General features: G+C 66.6%; 22 protein-coding genes. 12 read left to right on the top strand and 10 right to left on the bottom strand.

Features of this window, described 5'->3' with window-relative positions:
• Position 1: 1 nt before the first annotated feature.
• The 12 genes from OCI36_RS12885 (at position 2) to OCI36_RS12830 (ending at position 11,772) form a co-directional block, all read left to right on the top strand.
• Positions 2-2,398, top strand: coding sequence for a hypothetical protein (locus OCI36_RS12885; protein ID WP_261665490.1), 2,397 nt, complete (start codon positions 2-4; stop codon positions 2,396-2,398).
• Positions 2,395-3,147, top strand: a complete 753-nt coding sequence (locus tag OCI36_RS12880) for a hypothetical protein (RefSeq protein ID WP_261665489.1) — start codon at positions 2,395-2,397, stop codon at positions 3,145-3,147. Before OCI36_RS12885 ends, OCI36_RS12880 begins: the two co-directional genes overlap by 4 nt.
• Positions 3,144-3,455 (top strand): hypothetical protein, encoded by a 312-nt coding sequence (locus OCI36_RS12875; protein ID WP_261665488.1) that lies wholly within the window; start codon positions 3,144-3,146, stop codon positions 3,453-3,455. The genes OCI36_RS12880 and OCI36_RS12875 overlap by 4 nt, the downstream gene beginning before the upstream one ends.
• Positions 3,452-7,600, top strand: a complete 4,149-nt coding sequence (locus OCI36_RS12870) for a hypothetical protein (RefSeq protein WP_261665487.1) — start codon at positions 3,452-3,454, stop codon at positions 7,598-7,600. Before OCI36_RS12875 ends, OCI36_RS12870 begins: the two co-directional genes overlap by 4 nt.
• Before the next feature lie 89 nt (positions 7,601-7,689).
• The gene (locus OCI36_RS12865; protein WP_261665486.1) at positions 7,690-8,274 is read left to right on the top strand and encodes a hypothetical protein; all 585 of its coding nucleotides are present in this window, start codon (positions 7,690-7,692) and stop codon (positions 8,272-8,274) included.
• 71 nt (positions 8,275-8,345) lie between these two features.
• Positions 8,346-8,753, top strand: a complete 408-nt coding sequence (locus OCI36_RS12860) for a hypothetical protein (RefSeq protein WP_261665485.1) — start codon at positions 8,346-8,348, stop codon at positions 8,751-8,753.
• Positions 8,753-9,244 carry a hypothetical protein gene (locus tag OCI36_RS12855; protein ID WP_261665484.1) on the top strand — a complete coding sequence of 164 codons (492 nt, stop codon included), beginning with the start codon at positions 8,753-8,755 and terminating at the stop codon, positions 9,242-9,244. Before OCI36_RS12860 ends, OCI36_RS12855 begins: the two co-directional genes overlap by 1 nt.
• The gene (locus OCI36_RS12850; protein WP_261665483.1) at positions 9,231-9,584 is read left to right on the top strand and encodes a hypothetical protein; all 354 of its coding nucleotides are present in this window, start codon (positions 9,231-9,233) and stop codon (positions 9,582-9,584) included. Before OCI36_RS12855 ends, OCI36_RS12850 begins: the two co-directional genes overlap by 14 nt.
• Positions 9,581-10,375 (top strand): M23 family metallopeptidase, encoded by a 795-nt coding sequence (locus OCI36_RS12845; protein WP_261665482.1) that lies wholly within the window; start codon positions 9,581-9,583, stop codon positions 10,373-10,375. Before OCI36_RS12850 ends, OCI36_RS12845 begins: the two co-directional genes overlap by 4 nt.
• Positions 10,375-10,833: a hypothetical protein gene (locus OCI36_RS12840; RefSeq protein WP_261665481.1), complete on the top strand. Its 459-nt coding sequence runs from the start codon at positions 10,375-10,377 to the stop codon at positions 10,831-10,833. Before OCI36_RS12845 ends, OCI36_RS12840 begins: the two co-directional genes overlap by 1 nt.
• A 45-nt stretch (positions 10,834-10,878) precedes the next feature.
• Positions 10,879-11,163, top strand: coding sequence for a hypothetical protein (locus OCI36_RS12835; RefSeq protein WP_261665480.1), 285 nt, complete (start codon positions 10,879-10,881; stop codon positions 11,161-11,163).
• Between the two features lie 252 nt (positions 11,164-11,415).
• Complete coding sequence (locus OCI36_RS12830) at positions 11,416-11,772, top strand: hypothetical protein (RefSeq protein WP_261665479.1); 357 nt, start codon at positions 11,416-11,418, stop codon at positions 11,770-11,772.
• Positions 11,773-11,822: 50 nt separating this feature from the next.
• Here OCI36_RS12830 and OCI36_RS12825 read toward each other — a convergent pair whose 3' ends face one another.
• The 10 genes from OCI36_RS12825 to OCI36_RS12780 form a co-directional block, all read right to left on the bottom strand.
• Positions 11,823-12,125 carry a hypothetical protein gene (locus OCI36_RS12825; RefSeq protein WP_261665478.1) on the bottom strand — a complete coding sequence of 101 codons (303 nt, stop codon included), beginning with the start codon at positions 12,123-12,125 and terminating at the stop codon, positions 11,823-11,825.
• On the bottom strand, positions 12,122-12,718 hold the full coding sequence (locus OCI36_RS12820) for a ParA family protein (protein WP_261665477.1): 597 nt from the start codon (positions 12,716-12,718) through the stop codon (positions 12,122-12,124). The genes OCI36_RS12825 and OCI36_RS12820 overlap by 4 nt, the downstream gene beginning before the upstream one ends.
• A gap of 337 nt (positions 12,719-13,055) precedes the next feature.
• Positions 13,056-13,457, bottom strand: coding sequence for a hypothetical protein (locus tag OCI36_RS12815; RefSeq protein WP_261665476.1), 402 nt, complete (start codon positions 13,455-13,457; stop codon positions 13,056-13,058).
• Positions 13,457-15,172, bottom strand: a complete 1,716-nt coding sequence (locus OCI36_RS12810) for a DNA cytosine methyltransferase (protein ID WP_261665475.1) — start codon at positions 15,170-15,172, stop codon at positions 13,457-13,459. The genes OCI36_RS12815 and OCI36_RS12810 overlap by 1 nt, the downstream gene beginning before the upstream one ends.
• Positions 15,169-15,513 carry a hypothetical protein gene (locus tag OCI36_RS12805; protein ID WP_261665474.1) on the bottom strand — a complete coding sequence of 115 codons (345 nt, stop codon included), beginning with the start codon at positions 15,511-15,513 and terminating at the stop codon, positions 15,169-15,171. Before OCI36_RS12805 ends, OCI36_RS12810 begins: the two co-directional genes overlap by 4 nt.
• Positions 15,510-15,725: a hypothetical protein gene (locus tag OCI36_RS12800; RefSeq protein WP_261665473.1), complete on the bottom strand. Its 216-nt coding sequence runs from the start codon at positions 15,723-15,725 to the stop codon at positions 15,510-15,512. Before OCI36_RS12800 ends, OCI36_RS12805 begins: the two co-directional genes overlap by 4 nt.
• Positions 15,722-15,952: a hypothetical protein gene (locus OCI36_RS12795; protein WP_261665472.1), complete on the bottom strand. Its 231-nt coding sequence runs from the start codon at positions 15,950-15,952 to the stop codon at positions 15,722-15,724. The genes OCI36_RS12800 and OCI36_RS12795 overlap by 4 nt, the downstream gene beginning before the upstream one ends.
• Positions 15,949-16,188: a hypothetical protein gene (locus OCI36_RS12790; RefSeq protein ID WP_261665471.1), complete on the bottom strand. Its 240-nt coding sequence runs from the start codon at positions 16,186-16,188 to the stop codon at positions 15,949-15,951. The genes OCI36_RS12795 and OCI36_RS12790 overlap by 4 nt, the downstream gene beginning before the upstream one ends.
• On the bottom strand, positions 16,185-16,382 hold the full coding sequence (locus tag OCI36_RS12785; protein ID WP_261665470.1) for a hypothetical protein: 198 nt from the start codon (positions 16,380-16,382) through the stop codon (positions 16,185-16,187). Before OCI36_RS12785 ends, OCI36_RS12790 begins: the two co-directional genes overlap by 4 nt.
• On the bottom strand, positions 16,379-16,699 hold the full coding sequence (locus tag OCI36_RS12780; protein ID WP_261665469.1) for a hypothetical protein: 321 nt from the start codon (positions 16,697-16,699) through the stop codon (positions 16,379-16,381). Before OCI36_RS12780 ends, OCI36_RS12785 begins: the two co-directional genes overlap by 4 nt.
• Positions 16,700-16,739: the final 40 nt, after the last annotated feature.

Here is a 16,739-nt window from a genome sequence, read left to right as displayed (position 1 = left end):
CGTGTCCGTCAGAGCTGCGTTTTATAAGCCCGGTGACGCCCTGCCCTACGCGCAGGTGTACCGCCCGATCACGCCCCCGCCCCCCGGCACGCCGGTCATTCTCGGCGGCACGCTGGACCTCGTGCGCCCTGGCTACAGCGACAGTGGCAGCCTGGAACTGTCTGCGCCACTGGCTTTCACGCCGGGGGACTGGGTACGCGTCTGGCTCTCGCCGGAGCTGGCCGACCCCGATTATCTAGGAGAAATCACCTGTGAGCCGTGGGAAGAAGGCCAGGGCACCGTGCAGCTGCGCGGACTGACCGAGGCGCTGAAGACCTGCCGCTGGGTAGGCCGCGCCGAGGGCGACTTCCCCACGTTCTTCCGTGCCGTGCTGGCGCAGGCCACGCTGCCCCAGGGCCTCAGCATGGGCATCCTGCCGGCCATCAGCGCCCGCTTCAAGGCCGACGTGCCGCACGAGCTGCTGGGCGACACCATCCAGGCCATCAGCCCGGCGCTGGGGGACCACACCATCGGTGTGAACAACCGCGCCGAAATCGTGTGCCTGTCGCCAGTTCCCGACGTGACCCACCGCTTCATTCGGGACCAGAGCGAGACGCCCCCCGGCGACATCACCAACTACGCCAACTGCGTGCGCTTTTCGTTCGAGCTGCCCAGCGGAGATACCGGCTGGTTTGAGGGCCGGGATATGCCGGAAGTGCAGCGCCGCCGCCGCGAAGCCTGGGCCGTCGAGCAGCTGACCGCACGCGAGCTGGGCTTGCCGGCTGAGCCGCTGAAAGGGACTGAGGTGGAGGTGCAGCAGGCGTGGCGGATTGGTGGTCAGCACATTGCCGAGCTGGTCAGCCGGGTGCCGCTGGAGAAGGTCAGCTCGCCCATCCGGGAGACCGGGTTTGACGGCAGCGGCAAATCCTGGTCCATCTATAAGGCCATGCCACAGCTGACGCGCCGGGAATGGCCGGCCAGCCCCTACCAGGACGAAGGCGGGTATCAGGAACCGGAACGGGGGGGCGGCCTGGTCCGGAATGACCCCACCGGGGCCATTTACTACGGCGACGCCACAGACGCTGTGAAACACAACGCCTGGCTGGATATGGACCTGGCGGCCCGCTTCGACGTGAGCAGCGACGTAGCCAACGCTACCCGCAAAATCCGGGAATGGGCGCTGGGCCAGGGTGTTGACCTGCCCGCTTCCGAGGTGCAGCGCAAGCTGGAAGTGCGGCTGTCGGTAAAGTACACCCGCCTGGGTGAAAACGACAGCCCGCTGGATGCGCTGCGGCTGGTGCAGCTGTCGGAAGGCTACAACGACCTGCACGAAGGCCCGGAATACATGGATGTGCTGGAATGGCAACCCAGCAGCCCTGCGGCTGGACTGGCCGTCAAGCTCAATCCGCTGGCCTTATACGCTGCACCAGTCACGCAGGTGGACCTGGGCGGCGGCACCGCACCCCCACCGCGTCCCGATTTTTACCGCCTCGCCATCGTCTATCGGGCCAATTACCGCCGTCGGCTGTTGGCTGCCGGCAAAACCCCAGAGCAGATCAGCCTGCTGAGTGGCGGTGACATCGGCGGCACCGTGGAGCTGAACGGTCAGCGCACCCCGCTGTTTTATCCGCCGGTCCGGCCGGGCCGGCAGTATCTGACCGTCTCGGCGTTGGACATCGGCGTGGAGGAATTGCGGCTGGACGTGCCCTTCCCGCTGCCCTTGCCAGGCAAGACGGCGCGGGAATACGCCCAGCTGCTGACCACGAAGGCCGGAGCCACCCTCATCACCCTGCCGGAGCCGGTCAGCTTGCCCAGCGGCAGCGCGGTGCTGGCGTCCATGCCAGCCGGGGCCACCCTCAGCGCGGTGCAGGTGCTGCCGGAGGCGCTGACCACTGTGCAACCGCAACCGGGGCTGAGTGTGGCCGAGGCAGCCTACATCCAGGCCACGGTTGGCAAGCTGGGTAAGGCGCTGCCAGCCACCGACAACCCGCCGGAGGGCACCGCCCGCTTTGCCGTGCGCGAGGACATCACGGCGCGGGTACTGCTGCTGAACGGAGTGAACAACCTCACCGGCCAGCCAGCAGACGGGGGGCATGAGGGGCTGCAGCTGCTGACGCCTCAGTTGGACGGCATCCAGACCTATGCCGCCGAGCTGCTGCGGTACAAATCGCGCCCGGTGCGTGACTGGCGCGGGGCCTATGGCGAGCTGATCCGGGTACCGGCGAACGGCACGGCCGCCTTTGAGCGCCTGCGCAGAGACGATGAACTGCTAGACGTGCAGCGCGTGAGCTATGACCTGGGCCGCTGGACCGCCGTGGTCCAGGCGGGAAGCCCCCTCCCCGCCACCGACGAAGACGCTGTGGCAGGCGTGATTGAGAGCGTGCGCCGTGTGCAGCGCCGCGCAGGAGAACAAAAATGATTGAACGGACCTTCCTTGACCGCGCTGGGCGTCCCCTGCTGGACCTGTACCGGCTCACCAACCCCCAGGCCCTGTTCGTGACCGGCGAGAGCCTGCCGGACCTGCAACCCATCGGCAGCACCGTGGAGGTGCCGGGCAGTGGCCTGAAAGTCTTCGTCGGCGACAGCCGCCCCCGCGCCGGGCAACTGGAAGTGACCCTGGCAACCTACGGCCAAAGCCACGGAGACAATTTTGCCTTGCAGCGAGAAATTATGTCTCTGGCCCCCCTCATCGGCGGCTACAGCCGCAGCCCCGGAGGCACACTCCACATCGCCGGCTATTCCAGTGTGAAACGGACTTTTCACGGCGGGGCGCAGCTGGGCGGCACCGTCACCCTGACCCTGGAGTGCGCCAGCCCCTATTTCTGGCAAAAAGAAGAAGAGCCGCTGACCATTCAGGCCGGGCCAAACACGGTGGAGGTGGGCGGCGTGGCACGGACTGGCCTCCGTCTGGAGCTGACCGCCGGTGCAGCACCTGTCACCCACCCTGAAATCATCACGGACGCCGGGGTCACACGCTGGCTGGGCGAGGTGCCTACCGGCGGCCGGCTGGTGCTGGACAGCCTGCACGGCTTGACCGCCACGCTGAACGGCCAGCCTGCACACCTACGGGTCAGCGGCCCGGTGCCGTGGCTGGAGCCGGGCCGGCGCACCGTGACCCTCAGTCCTGGCCTGAGTGGCCGCCTGACCTGGCAGGAAGGAGAGTTGTGAACGAAGTCAGATACAGGGAAGCGGGGCCGGATGGCCGGCTGGTGGAGGTCAGCGCCGACGGCCCGCACGGTGCCATTGGCCCGGACGGGGTTAGCCCGGCACAGCTGCCAAAGGCCCAGATGCTGGTCGGAGAGCTAAGGGCACAAAGCGGCGGCCCCTACCGACTGCAACCGCACACCGCACCCACGCCGGCCCCGCTCTACCGCCTGACCATCCGCGACGGCCACCGCACCCACAGCGTGCGCTTCCGGCCGCTACCCAATCACGAGGGCGTCATTGACGTGAACGCGCAGCAGGAGACTCCATGACTGCCACACTGATTTTTCGCCACGCCCGTGAAGGCTACGATGGCCCCCTGACCGCCCAGGTCAGCGCCGACGGCCCACACGGGGCCATCGGCCCGGACGGGGTCAGCCCCAGCACTGGCTTTCCGAAGGGCCTAATTGACGGCCAGGGCTGGCTGAAAGCTGAGGACGGCAGCCCCTACCGCCTCAACCCGGCCAATGTGGACGGGGGGCTAACTTACCGCCTGACGGTCAGCACCGGCCGCGTGGTGGTCAGCGCGATCACCTTCCAGCCGGTTGCCGTGAACGGGGAAATCAATATCAACGGGCAACTGACCGCTGGCAAGGCGGGAGTCAGCACGCCGGAGCAGATCGCACAACTGAACAGTGCCGTGCAGGCCCTGGCCGACTACGCCCTGACCGGCCAGCTGCAGCACGCTGTCGAGGTGCTGCCGGATGTGGCCGAAAAGCAGGCGCGGATTGATACCCTGATTGCGGACCTCAGCGGCAATGTAGACCAGATTCCGGGCATCCTGAGCCGCCAGGACCTCTTCGAGCAGACCTTTGGCACTCTGAAAGGCGCGGAAGATCTCTTCGCCGAGGTGCAGGCCGCCTACCAGGCCGCGCTGGACACCCAAAGCCAGGCCAGCGCGGCCGTGACTGCCGCTGCCCAGGCACGGGACGCCGCGCAGCAAAGCGCCCGCGAAGCGCTGGAGCAGGGCACCCTGGCCCGCGAGCAGGCACAGGCCAGCAGCAGCAGCGCGGCCGGCGCAGTGCAGGCGTCCCATGTCGCCAAAGGCCACGCCGACAGCGCCGGGAGTAGCGCCGCCACGGCCAGCGCCGAACGCCAGCAGGCGCAGACGGCCGCCGGGGAGGCCAGCAGCAGTGCCAATATTTCCCGCGAGCAGGCCACCGCCAGCGCCACCAGCGCTGGCGAGGCCAGCACTGCGGCCCAGGCGGCGGAGTCGGCCCGGCTGGAGGCCACCAGCGCCCGTGATGGGGCGGCCGAGAGCGCCAGCGCTGCCCTGACCAGTCAGCAGCAGGCCCGCAGCAGTGCGGACGCGGCGGGGCAGGCGGCCAGCGCGGCGCGGGGCAGCAGCCTGACGGCTGAAGCGGCGGCCAGCAGCGCCGCTGGCTCGGCGGCGGCGGCCTCCGATCATGCGGTGGTGGCCGATCAGCGTGCCACTGCGGCGCTGCATAGCATGGAAGCCGCGCAGAGCAGCGCCACTGCTGCCGGACAGAGTGCCAGCGCCGCCCAGGCGAGCAGCCTCAGCGCCGAGGCCAGCCGGGGTGCGGCCGTGCGGTTGGTCGGCAACCCCGACTTCGCCCAGGGGCTGGAAGGCTGGACTGCGCAAACGGGAGGGCTGGAAGCGTGGGCCCCTGCGCTCACTGCCGGGAGTGTGGCCCGTCTGATCAGCATCCCAGAGGCCCGTGGTGGACAGGTTCTGCACATCACCCAGGGCTACATCACCGTAGGTCCGCAGCGACCCGTCGCGGTGGACCCTGGCCGGACCTACCGGCTGACGGTGCGGGCACGGCGCACGGTGGACCAGGGGCGCGGCGCAGCGGGTATCGCCTGTCTGGATGCTGAGGGACGCGAGCTAGGCCGCCGTTATGGTTCCTATTTCCAGAATGTCGGGTGGAATACCCCAGCTGGAGAGTGGGCGAGTAAGGACACCCTCTACACTGGCACCGGAGACACGGACAATAGCTTTCTCCCTGGCACCGTCTATGTCCGTCCCTTCTTCTACGCCAACATTGATGGCGGCGAGAACGAGTTGGACTACCTGCTCTGGGAAGATGTGACTTCAGAGGCGGCAGCGGGCGGATACGCAGCGGCCAGCCAGCAGAGTGCCGCGAACGCAAAAGCCTCTTCGGACCTGGCCGGGGAGCGGGCGGAGGCAGCGCGGGGTTGGTCGGTCAAGGCGGAAACGGCGCAGACGGCAGCCAACACGGCCGCCGGGACAGCGGCAGATCAGGCCAAGGTGGCCCAGCAGCAGGCGGCGGCGGCCGTGAACAGCGCTGCGGCGGCCAAATCAAGTTCGGATGCGGCTGGCACCCAGGCCCAGGCCGCGCAGGCCAGCCGGGTGGCGGCCGAGACGGCACAGGGCAATGCTCAGGGCGCCGCCGCGGCGGCCCTAGAGAGCAAGCAGGCAGCGGCAGGAAGTGCAGCGGCAGCAGGGACCAGCGCGAGCAACGCGGCGAGCAGCAGCGAAGCCGCACGCCTCGCCAAAGTGGCGGCTGAAGAAGCCCGCACCCAATCCCAGGGCAGCGCAGCGGCGGCGGCGCAGTCGGCGTCTCAGGCCAGCAGCAGCCAGACGGCGGCGCAGCAGTCTGCTCAGGCCAGCGAGAGCAGCCGGGTGGCGGCGGTGGCTGCCCAGGGAGCCGCTGAACAGGCGAGCGGCCAGGCGGCCGGCAGCGCTGCAGCGGCCAGCACTCAGGCTCAGGCCGCGCAGGCCAGTGCCGGACAGGCAGGGCAGTCGGCTACAGCCGCCGAAACCAGCCGGCAGAGCGCAGCCACAGCACAGGGGGCGGCAGAAGCAGCGCGGAACTCGGCAGCGGCGGCATCGGACAAAGCGGCCACGGCTCAGCAGCAGGCCAGCACGTCAGCCAGTACCGCCAAGGCCCAGGCGGACGCGGCGCAGGGCAGCGCGGCAGCAGCAGCGGGGAGCGCAGCCACGGCCAAAACGTTTATGCAGGCCAGCGTGACGGCACAGGCATTCCAGCCGAAGTACACCGCGACAGCACGCGGCACCGTGAAACCCAGAGGCTATTTCATTGAGCGTTTTTGGGACACGGCATACAAGATTCAACCCGACGCACAGGGCCGAGCCGACCTGCCTTTCCTGGCGCTGGACCTGCCGACACCTGCGGTCTGCAATGCGGTGGCCGCCCGCTTTCGGCTGAACAAGCAGCCTACCAACGCAACGGCACTGGTCTGGGGTGCGAATGGCGGCATGGCCTACCTGAATGCCACCGAGATGGCAAAAAACTTGACGCTGGGCCAATGGCAGACCTTCGTGTGGGATTTGCGCGGCAAGGGGGCCTACTGGTCTGACGGCTTTGACCCCACCGCGCAGCCCATCGTGTCAGCCAACCTCTATCTCTACGGGATTGAGGACGCGGGCCTGCTGTTTGACCTAGACTGGCTGGCTGCTGGCACCATCAGCGCCGAGCCGCAAACCAGCCGTGCGGAGTTCACCCAGTACGTGGACAGCATGAAGGCCGAGACGGTGCTGAAAGTCCAGTCGGGCGGGGTGATTGCGGGTATCGGCCTGCGCTCGGAGGCGGGCAGCGGCAGTGCAGTGAACATCCTGGCCGACAGATTCGTGGTCAGCACGGCGGACGAGGCCAAGCAGCCATTCATGGTCACTAATGGGCAGGTGGCGATTGACGGCAACCTGATTGCCACCGGCACGGTCAGCGCCAGCAAAATCACCACGGGCATTCTGGATGCGTCCGTGGTGAAGGTGACCAACCTGAACGCGGGAGACATCACCACCGGCTATCTCAGCGCCAACCGGGTGCGGGCCGGGCGGTTGGACAGCACGAATAACACCAGTTACTTGGACCTTGATACGGGAGCGGTGCGGTTCGGAAGTGCGGAGGGGCCAAATCTGACCTATAGCCCGGCGGCGGGCTTTTCGCTCAAAGGCGGCGTCATTGGGCGCCTGAACCTGCAAGCATCCGCGCTGAGCCAGCTGGTATTTCCTGAGTCCCTGAACGGAGAGCCGGCCTCTGGAATGAACCGGACCCTCGGCGGGCGAAAAGCCGCAATGGCGCACGACGGCGCGTATTTCACGACCATCTCTACCAACTCGTGGGTTGACATAGGATTTTTCCCATACCTTCCGGGGGAAACGGCACCCTACCTTGACATCGCTGTACTGCTTAATTTCCAGGTGTCTACTGCGACGACGCTGCACTTTATGGACTCCGGGCGGTACAACTATGAGCAGATTATAAATGGCAATATGGCGTACTACGGCCTTACCACGACCCTTGATGCAAAGGTTGCCGGCGGAGGGGGAAGTGTATCCATGCCCGCACGGGCCTACCCCCGGCCGGATGGCAAGGGCTACCAAATCCTCATTGGCGTGCTGTCCGAAGGCGCGACAGACGCGCGCCTGTCACGCCTGACCATGACCATGTTCCCAGGGCGTGTCTAGTTCAGAGATGAGTCACCTGTCACCACGTCTGAAAACATGATCTCGAACTCACTCGCCTCGGCCCTGTGCCGGGGCGGAAAGGACTGATTATGGGACTGAATATTGAAGAAAAGACCGTGCAGGTCAAACGACGCTGGACTCGCCTGAATGTGGACAAACGCGGTGGGCCCGGCGAGGCGGTACTGACCGAGGAAACCGGCACCTGGACCGGCCAGGATGCCTGGGTCACCATGAGCAGCCGCCAGCACCGCATTGGCCGCACCGCGCTGGCGCAGTTGATGACGCTGCCGCTGAGCAAGCTGGGGCTGAGTGCGAAAAGCACCCTGGGCGATGTGATGGACGCCATGACCTACGGGGTGCTGACTGGGCAACTGCCGTATCAGGTCACGCTGCGGCCGGTCGTCACGGATGCTGATGGTCAGCCGGTGGAGGGGGCCGTAGTCCACGTGGAAAACCGCTACATCTTCGGCGAGTATCCGGCCGACGCGGTGCCGGTACTGGACCCGGACGAAAGCTACACGCTGACAGTGCGAGCACCGGGGTACCAGGAGCAGCACCTCGCCTGGCAACCGACACTGGGCGAGTGGAAACCGGAAGTGCAGCTCCAGCGCTTCGAGCCTGTGCCACCGCCAGAGCCGCCCGCCGCTGAAGTTGCTCCAGCAGCGGAAGACTGAAAGCCAAGAAGTAACCCCCACCCCCCTGCCACCTGTCACCACGGGCGGCAGGCTTTTCTTATGGAGGTTCTATGCGAAAAATTCTGATCGCCGGCCTCTTGCTGCTGGGGACCACTCACGCCCAGCAGCAGGGGCCGGCGCTGCCTGCCGAGGTCGCCGGTATCGCCGCGCAGCGGTACTGCGCCGTGCGAATGCTGCCCGACTATCACTTCGGCTTTTCCTACTTCGCCCGCTTGCGTCTCAGCCCAACCTGCCCAGCCGGCGCCGTGGGCCGGGTCCGCAAGACCAGCACGCTCAGCACGAAGGCCAAAGGTGCCCGCTACCAGCCGGTAAAGCCGGACGGCTCAGCCCAGTACGGCGGGTTGTTCAGCTGGACCCTTACCCGCAATGGAGACAACATCCCTAACGGCGAAGAGTGGACCTGGAACCGCTGGCGCTGGGAATACTGGGACGGCTCCAGCTGGAGGCCAGCACAATGATGGCTCAGCTGCTGTGCCACCTGCGGAGCCTGCCAGGCCGCTGCCGTGAGCGGCTGTCCGTCGGCCCCTTCCCCGGTGCCCGCGCCATCGTCTTCGCCGCAGTGCTGCTGGTCTCCATAGTGGCACTGCACCGCCCCTATCTGCCGCAGCTGCTGCCAGGCTACAGCCGTTTCGACGACCTGATGCCATTCGCCTGGTGGGGCTGGGCAGGACTGATTCTGGCGGCCTTCATGCTCGGCACGAAGCCGGGCAGCCCGCTGGGGCTGACAGTCAACTTTTGCCTGAGCGTCTACCTGTTTGCCATCGCCGGGGCCTTCATGGCCGGCGTGGGGCTGACGTTCGCGCCAGTCGCCTTCCTGGTGCTGGGGGTGGCCGCGCTGCTGCTGTTCGGTGCGGACTTCCAGGCGTGGTTCCCAAAAATCGCCTGGGTACAGCGCCTCGCCGAGCATCCGCCCAAGGCTGTCAGGAAGTGGTTTGATGGGCGACCTTAACCCCGCCGAGCTGCTGCCCGCGGTGCAAACGTCTGGCTTTGCCGGCATCCTGATCGCGCTGGGCGTGGCCGCCAGCTACCTCATCACAGCCTGGCGCGGCGGCAAGGTCAGCGTGCAAAAAGAGCATGACATGGAAAAGTGGTTGGCCTCGCTGGAACGGCGGCTGTCAAAGACCGAACGCACCGTGACAGCCCTCAAGGACCTGGTGCACAGCTACCGCTTTCAGCGTGACGACGCCCGCATCTATGCCCGCGAGTTGGAGTTGCGCTACAGCCACGCGCCACAGCGGGCCTGGGAGCCCGATCCCAAGTGGCCCGACGAAGAAGAGGACTCTGCATGACTCCGATATGTAACCCCGTGCTGGAAACAGCCACCATCAAATACAGCGTCCAGCCCGGCTGCCACTGGCTGGACGCCAAATACTACCCAGGCACCAAGCAGGCGCACACCGGCTGTGACCTGAACGCCACCACCGGAGGCGATACCGACTACGGCAACCGGGTGCGCTGCGTGGCGGACGGCATTGTGCAGGCTGCAGGCAATTACCCCACCTGGGGCGGCATCGTATTGATCAGTCACCCGGAGCTGGGCGTCTACACCCAGTACGCGCACCTGATCAACATTGCCGTCAAACCCGGAGACACCGTCAAGATGGGCGACCCGGTCGGGCAGATCGGCAAGGGGGCCAAGAATCAGTTCATGGCGCACCTGCACTTCGAGGTCCGCAAGAGTCGCCTGGCACCCGACTACTGGCCCTCTGCACACGTGGACACCCGCGCCGCTGCAGCCAAGTTCATCCGCGAACACTATCTGGACCCGGAAGCGTGGCTGGAGCAGCACGGGGCCATGCGCGGCTATGACGAGGTGATGCAGGCCAGAGGCGAAGGTAAACCGATCAAGAGCTACCCGGAAGTGCCGGCCCTGCCGCCCAAGCCTGCCCCGGCCACAGCACGGCCAGAACGCAAGCCGATTTATCTCTGGGTGCAGGTCCAGAACCCGGACGGCACCCTGCGGCCAAAGGAAGTGGTCAGCATCCCAGTGAATGAACAAGGGCTGCTGCTGGTGCAAGCCAACGGCAAACCGAAAGTCGTGCGTGTGCCGGAAGCCCGGCTGACGGAAGGAGAGTACTGATGGGCGTGAGCACGTTGATCTGGGCCATTATGGGCTTCGCTGGCCTGGTGTTTTTGATGGTGGAAGCGCTCAAAGAGCAATTGCAGCTGACCGGCAGAACGGTGTTTGTCCTGGGCCTCCTGCTGGGCGGCTTTCTCGGCGCCGCATTGGCCTGGGCCGGACTCGCCGGGATGGGCGTGGAGCTGCTGCCCAATCTGCCGGTGTGGGCCGCCGGCCTGCTGATCGGCCTGCTGAGTGGCATCGCCGCATCCGGCTTCAAGCAGTTCCAGAAATCTGTGCAGGAGCTCGGCGCGTTAGGGCGGATTCAGGCCGCGCAGGCAGCCCCGGTACCGGTGGTGGCCGTGCAGACTCAGGATTGCCCAGCGCCGGACCCGGAGCCGACCCCGGCCGCCGAACCCGGCCCTGAGCCGGAGCTAAGGCCAATCCGTCCGGACGAAGTGCCGATGCAGGACTACTGACCCCCAAACGAAAACGCTCTTGCAAACGTGCTGTACAGTTGGTTTATGCCTTCTAAGAAGCTGCTCCCCCGCCCACCCCAGTGGGTCAAACCACGGCCCCGCGAAACCCTCGGCGTCCGCACGCGGCGCGAATACAAGGAAGGGCTGGGCGGGCTGGTGGAGTGGTTGCAGGCCCGTGGCTGGACCGGCATCACCACTGGGCTGGTGCTGGAGCATCTGATGCAGGACGTGATCACGCAGGAGGGCTGGGAGCGCATAGAGGCCAGTCTCCGAAAAGACCCGCTTGGGTTTCGGCCACCCGTTAAAGATGTAGACCCCAGAGAGGGCTGACCCTACCTCTCCCCCTCAAACAGCAGCGAAGGCGCCTTCTCGTGGATTCTGCGTGGGCGCCCCTGCCCCGGCGATGGCCGCCGCTCATAGCTCGCCTGGATTCGGGCGGGGGTCAATGTTTATAGTCATCTTGCTACTGGATGACTGGTCGGTGGAGTGAGAAGCTCTGTCGACCTGTTTCAAAGGCCCCTCCCCGCCAGCGCCGAAGCGCTGGCGGGGAGGGGCCTTTTTTGTTGTCGCTACACTGCAGGCATGAAACCCCGCGTGACCCGTGTCGTTCGCCGCCGGCTGGCTCCTCCTGAGCATGTGCGCCTCGCCCCCCGGGTGACCATGGGCGTGCGGGTGCGGCGGGAGTACCGGCAGGCGGTACGCGACCTGCACGCCTGGATTTCAGGGCGCGGGATGCCAGAGGTGCAGATGGCGCACGTGGTGGAGGCGCTGCTGCAGGACGCCATGACCCAGGAGGGGTGGAACCGGGTGGAAGCGCAGCTGCGCGGCTACGTGCGGCGCTCTGACCATCTGATCGCGGCGCAGCTGGACGGCGGCCTGCTGGACGAAATCAACCGGCCCGAGGCGGCGAAAGAAGCGGAAGCGGATTCCTTGGCCTAACAGGATTTAGGCCAGTGAGGGCAAAGCAGAACCGTTGGCCCTTATTCTGTTCAGCCCAGGCGGTCCCTGACCCGCTGCTGCAGGTCGTCACTCTCAAGCCATTCCTGCAGCAAGGCAGTGATGATGCCCTCCTGAGTCGGCTCGTAGCCCAACAGGTCGCTTTCTTCCAGCATCTGCGCCCGCACCGCCCGCCGCACGCTGACCGGTACGCGGGCCTGCATGATGACCCGGCTCTCCTGCGGCTGCCGGGTCTGCCCCCGCTCTGCTGGTGCCTCAGCTACGGCGGACGGTTCCTCGATCTCGCCCCGCTGAATCCTGCCCAGGTCGGCAAACGGGCTTTTCTTGCCGGTCACGCCCGCACCGCCTGCAGCACCTCGCGGACATCACCCCAGCAGTTTTTTGCCAGACGGTTGCCGGTCACGTCCCGCACCAACACGCCGCCCGCGCTGGCATCCCGGAACGCCTCAGAGAAACGCACGGTGGGCTGCACCGGCATCAGGCCCAGGCCGCCCAGCGCCTCTCTTGCATCGTTCAGCTTGCGGCCCTTCTTGACCATCGTCATCACCACGCGCAGCTTCTCTAATTCCGGGTCCACTTGCCGCAGGATGTCGGCCGTCTGAATCAGGGTATCCAGCGCCATGTACTCGTTGCTGACCGGTACGACAATCCGGTCGGCACCCTCGTACAGCCCCTGCATGTCATCCGAGTTCATGCCGCCCCGGCTGTCCACCACGATGTGCTCATGCGCCCGCGCAGCCCGCGCCATACCGGCAGGGCCAACCACGGTAAACGGCAGCTCTCCCCTGGCGGCCCAGGTTGTTGCGTTGCGGGTGTCATCCTCATCCACCAGGACGGTGGTGTCCTCCTGCGCCAACAGCCCCGCGAGATGCACCGCCAGCGTGGTCTTGCCCACGCCACCTTTACGACTCAAGATGCCAATGATCATGCAGCCATCTTGCCAGATGCCCGGCTGTGCAGCTGTTCGTCCAGCCATCAAGCCAGCTTGATAGATGTGCAGCTTGATTTGCAGCTTGATGACTTGAGAGATGGATAGCTTTTCAGCTTGATAGCTTGATGGTTTTGCCATCCTGCCCGCGCTGGTGAGGCAATGCTGGCATTAATCAACTGAGCCAAACTGAACCCACGAACACCGGTGCGGCAGCATAAAAAAACCGCCCCGAAGGGCGGTGCGGGTGAGCATGGGCGTCAGGCCTGGGCCGCCCGCTTTCCGGTCAGAGTCTGGACAGGCTGGTTGAGGATAGGGAAGAGAGGGTCAGCGCTCATCAGAACAGTCCTTCCATTCGCGCCGGCTTGGGCGCGGGCAACTTGAAATCGGCGTAAAGGTCGGCAAGGTCGGTACGGCGCAGGGCATACACGGTGCCAGGGAAAAACATGCGAGTGCTGCCGCTGGCAACGTGCCGGGTAAGCAGGAGGTCATCCACCCCCACCACCTCATGGGCATCCGGATACAGCCCCGGCTCGCACACCAGGTCGCCGGGGCGCAGAGGGGCGAGGGGCAGAATGTGGGCGGGGGAGAGGCTGACGGCGTCCACGGCCACCGCCGACCCGTTGGGCACCAGGACACGCGCCTGGGCGGCGCCCAGTTCCAGCAGACCGCCGGTCACGCGCTCGCGGTATTCAGGGCAGTAGGCGCTGACGATGTCGCCGGTAGAGAAGGAGGCCATCAGTCCGCCGCTTCCTGCATCTGCGCACCCAGCTGGGCACGCGTCAACACCTCGGCCATCTGTGGGCAGACGCTGTTGCCGATGCCACGCACCTGTGCCGCCTTGCTGACCGGCTTGCCTTCAGCTGTCCGGTCAAGCACGTAGCTGTCGGGAAAGCCCTGGCAGCGGGCCAGCTCACGGGGCGTCAGCATCCGCAGGCCGATGTCGGCCAGAATGTACGGCTCACCCTGCACGTGCATGATCACCAGCCCGCCGTGGCTGTAGGGGGCCAGCACCTCGGCCCCCAGGTACTCGGCCAGGAAGCCGTGTACTTCCCGGGCGCGGGCCAGCTGCCCTGCAGGAAGTGGCGGGGTTGTCCAGCTCCCTTCAATCAGGCCAGTCTTGCCCTGCCCTTCGGCGGTAATGGTACCCACGGGGGCGTCTGCCGGCGCAGCGGTGCTCGTGCCAAACTGGCGCATCAGGGTGCCGGTGGTCAGAGCGAAGCGGTCACGGGTGGCGATGGTGCGGCAGCCTTCGGTCAGAGCCTGGCCGTCCTGCTCACTGCCGTAGTAGGCCACCAACGCACCGCTCACCAGACCCTGGGGGCCGCCCTGCGCCAGCACGGTGCGGGCAGGTTCATCTGCTGAGTAGCTGGCGTGCTCGGGCTTTAGGCCGCCGCCCATGTGGCGCACCAGATGGGCGGTGGCCAGACGACTCCCGTTCCCACTGGTAACAACTGTAGGGCTGGGCTGACCCACTTTGGTGGCGCGAGGTTTCTGGCCAGGGGCTTCGCTATAGCTGGGCACGAAATATCCCTGAACCAGGCCGTGGGCGTCATGGGCAGCCGTAATGGTCTTCTTCGGCTCGTGTAGGCTCTGCCCCCGGAAACCCGCCCCGCTGTGGTTGCAGGTGACAATGAACGGCTGCTCGGCTTCCAGTACGAACCGGCGCATGCCCTGGGCCACCCGGTTAAGGGTGTTCCTGACCAGCGGCTTCTTGCGCCTGAAGATGCTGGGGCAGGGCAGATCCCAGTCAATGCACTCGGCGGCCGTCCGGTATGGCTGAAGCAGCCCTGCCCGCACGCGGGGGTCGCTGGGATCGGCATGCGTCGGCTCCGGCCACACGATGGGCCGCCCATCACAGCGGGCCACCAGAAACAGCCGCTTGCGGATCGTCGGGGCGCCATAATCGCAGGCCCGCAGCTCGCGGTACTCCACCTCGTATCCCTGACGGCGCAGCGCATTCAAAAAGGCGTTCCACTCGCGGCCCTTCTGGGTCGGGTCGGGCCGGCCATCTTTCAACGGTCCCCAGGTCGTGATCTCCTCGACGTTCTCCAGGATGATCACCCGGGGACGTACCGTGGCAGCCCAGCGCACGGCAACCCAGGCCAGGCCGCGAATCTTCTTCTCGACCGGCTTGCCGCCTTTGGCCTTGCTGAAGTGCCGGCAATCAGGCGAAAACCACGCCAGCGCCACACGCTGCTTGCCAGCCACGTCGCGGGGGTCCACTTCCCAGATGTCCTCGATGGAGTGAACAGTGTGGGGGTGGTTGACACGGTGCAGGCTCAGTGCCGTGGCGCTGTGGTTAATAGCGTGATCAACCGGTCGACCCAGGGCCCACTCCATACCCGTGCTGGCGCCGCCAGCTCCAGCGAATGAATCGATCACCAGCTCGCCGGGGGCCGCCTGGCAGACAGCCATGCTCGGGAAAAGGGGCGGGTAGGTGGGTGCCTTCACGCTTCCGCCACCCCGCTCTGCTTAGCCCAGGTTGCGGCTGCGTGCATCAGGAAGAACCAAGTGCCCCCGGCATACAGCATGGGCAGTTTGATGAATGGCACCGTCACCTCTAGCTGCGGAACCAGTAGATGCAGTACGAAGGGTGCGTAAGCTGGCACTGCCAGCAAGCCAGCCAGCAGCAGCCAGTGGGCTGGCCGCAAGTGACCGTCCTCACGGGCACTAAAGGCCTGAGCCACAGCGGCGGCCAGGGTCAGCAGGGCAGCCAGCGTGGGCAGACGCAGGCGGGGAAGGGCAGGGGCGGTGCGGTCAACGGGGTGCAGCAGTCGGATGGTGCGGGTCATGCGGTGGCCTCCAGAAGGTGAGCGAGTGAGCGGCGAACGGCGGCGCAGTAGGCGGCGAACATCTCGGCCCGCTCGGCGGGGGTCGGGTCGGTCACGCGGACCTCGCTGATCTCCACCCGGCCCGGGTGCGCGGTGTAGCGGGCCAGCTCCAGCGCGGCCCCGTGGGGGCCAGCCGGGCGGCTGACGGTGTAGACGGCAGGGGCAGCGGTCATGACGCCACCGCCACAGCTGCAGCCTGGGGAGCGGGGCGCAGGAACCAGGTCTGGCCGTCCTGCATCAGCTCGGAACCGTCCCAGAGGGTCAGCCGGACCACGCCCAGCCGGTGCACGTTGTAGCGGGTGCCCATAGCCTCGTTGTGGGCTTCTAGCAGGTAGCCCAGCACCAGGCGATTGATGCGGTGCCCGGCTGGGCGCTGGGCAGTGTGGACGCGGCCGGTCATGCCCGCACCCCCTGAACCGGCACCAGCGGCGCAGCGGCCACCAGCAGATTCGCGGGGCTGACCTGAATCCACAGGCCGCGCTCCAGGCGGATGGTGTAGAGGTCGCGGTCCTGGTGGTACGCCTTCACCACGGCCCACTGATTGCAGTAGGCCCAGCTGCCGCTGGCGTCGGGGCCGCTCACCACGGCCCGCAGGCCGATCTGGCCCCAGTAGGAATCCTCAGCGGTGTAGGTCATGCGGCACGTCCTTTCTGGTGTTCGGAGATGGCGGCTTCATGCATCAGCCACAGGGCGACAGAGGCCTGGCGTTCGGTGCGGATGCGGCGGGCGTCGGTGCCCGGCTCGGCGCGGAACATGCTGGCGATGGCCAGGTCCAGCAGCCGCTCCAGGCGGGCGACGGTGGGCAGGGCGCGGCGGGCAGCGGGACTCACTTGGCACCCCCAGCCACAAACCGGCCACCCTGGCGGTCCTGGGCGCGGGCCTGCTCGGCGCGGTTGCGGCACTGGCCGGCGCTCAGGCCCAGGCGGGGGGTGGTGTCCAGCGCGGTCATGCGCAGGGCGCCGGGCTGGCGGTCGGCTTCAGCGGCCAGGTATTCATCCACCCGCAGGCGGGCATCCTGGGCGGCACGGCACCAGCGGCGCAGCTCGCGGACGTACCAGGGGCAGGCCATCCGGCGGGCCTGGGCAGCGGCGTCCAGCGTGATCTCGAAGCCGCGGTAGCTGAAGGTGGTCTGTGGTAGGGTGGTCATCGTTAATCCTTTCGCGCTCACCCTGCTTTCCAAGGCTTTA

This window comes from Deinococcus sp. Marseille-Q6407 (genome assembly GCF_946848805.1).
In the GTDB taxonomy this organism is placed as follows: domain Bacteria; phylum Deinococcota; class Deinococci; order Deinococcales; family Deinococcaceae; genus Deinococcus.
The sequence above is the reverse complement of the archived record's forward strand: the minus strand, read 5'-3'. Positions and strand labels throughout refer to the sequence as shown.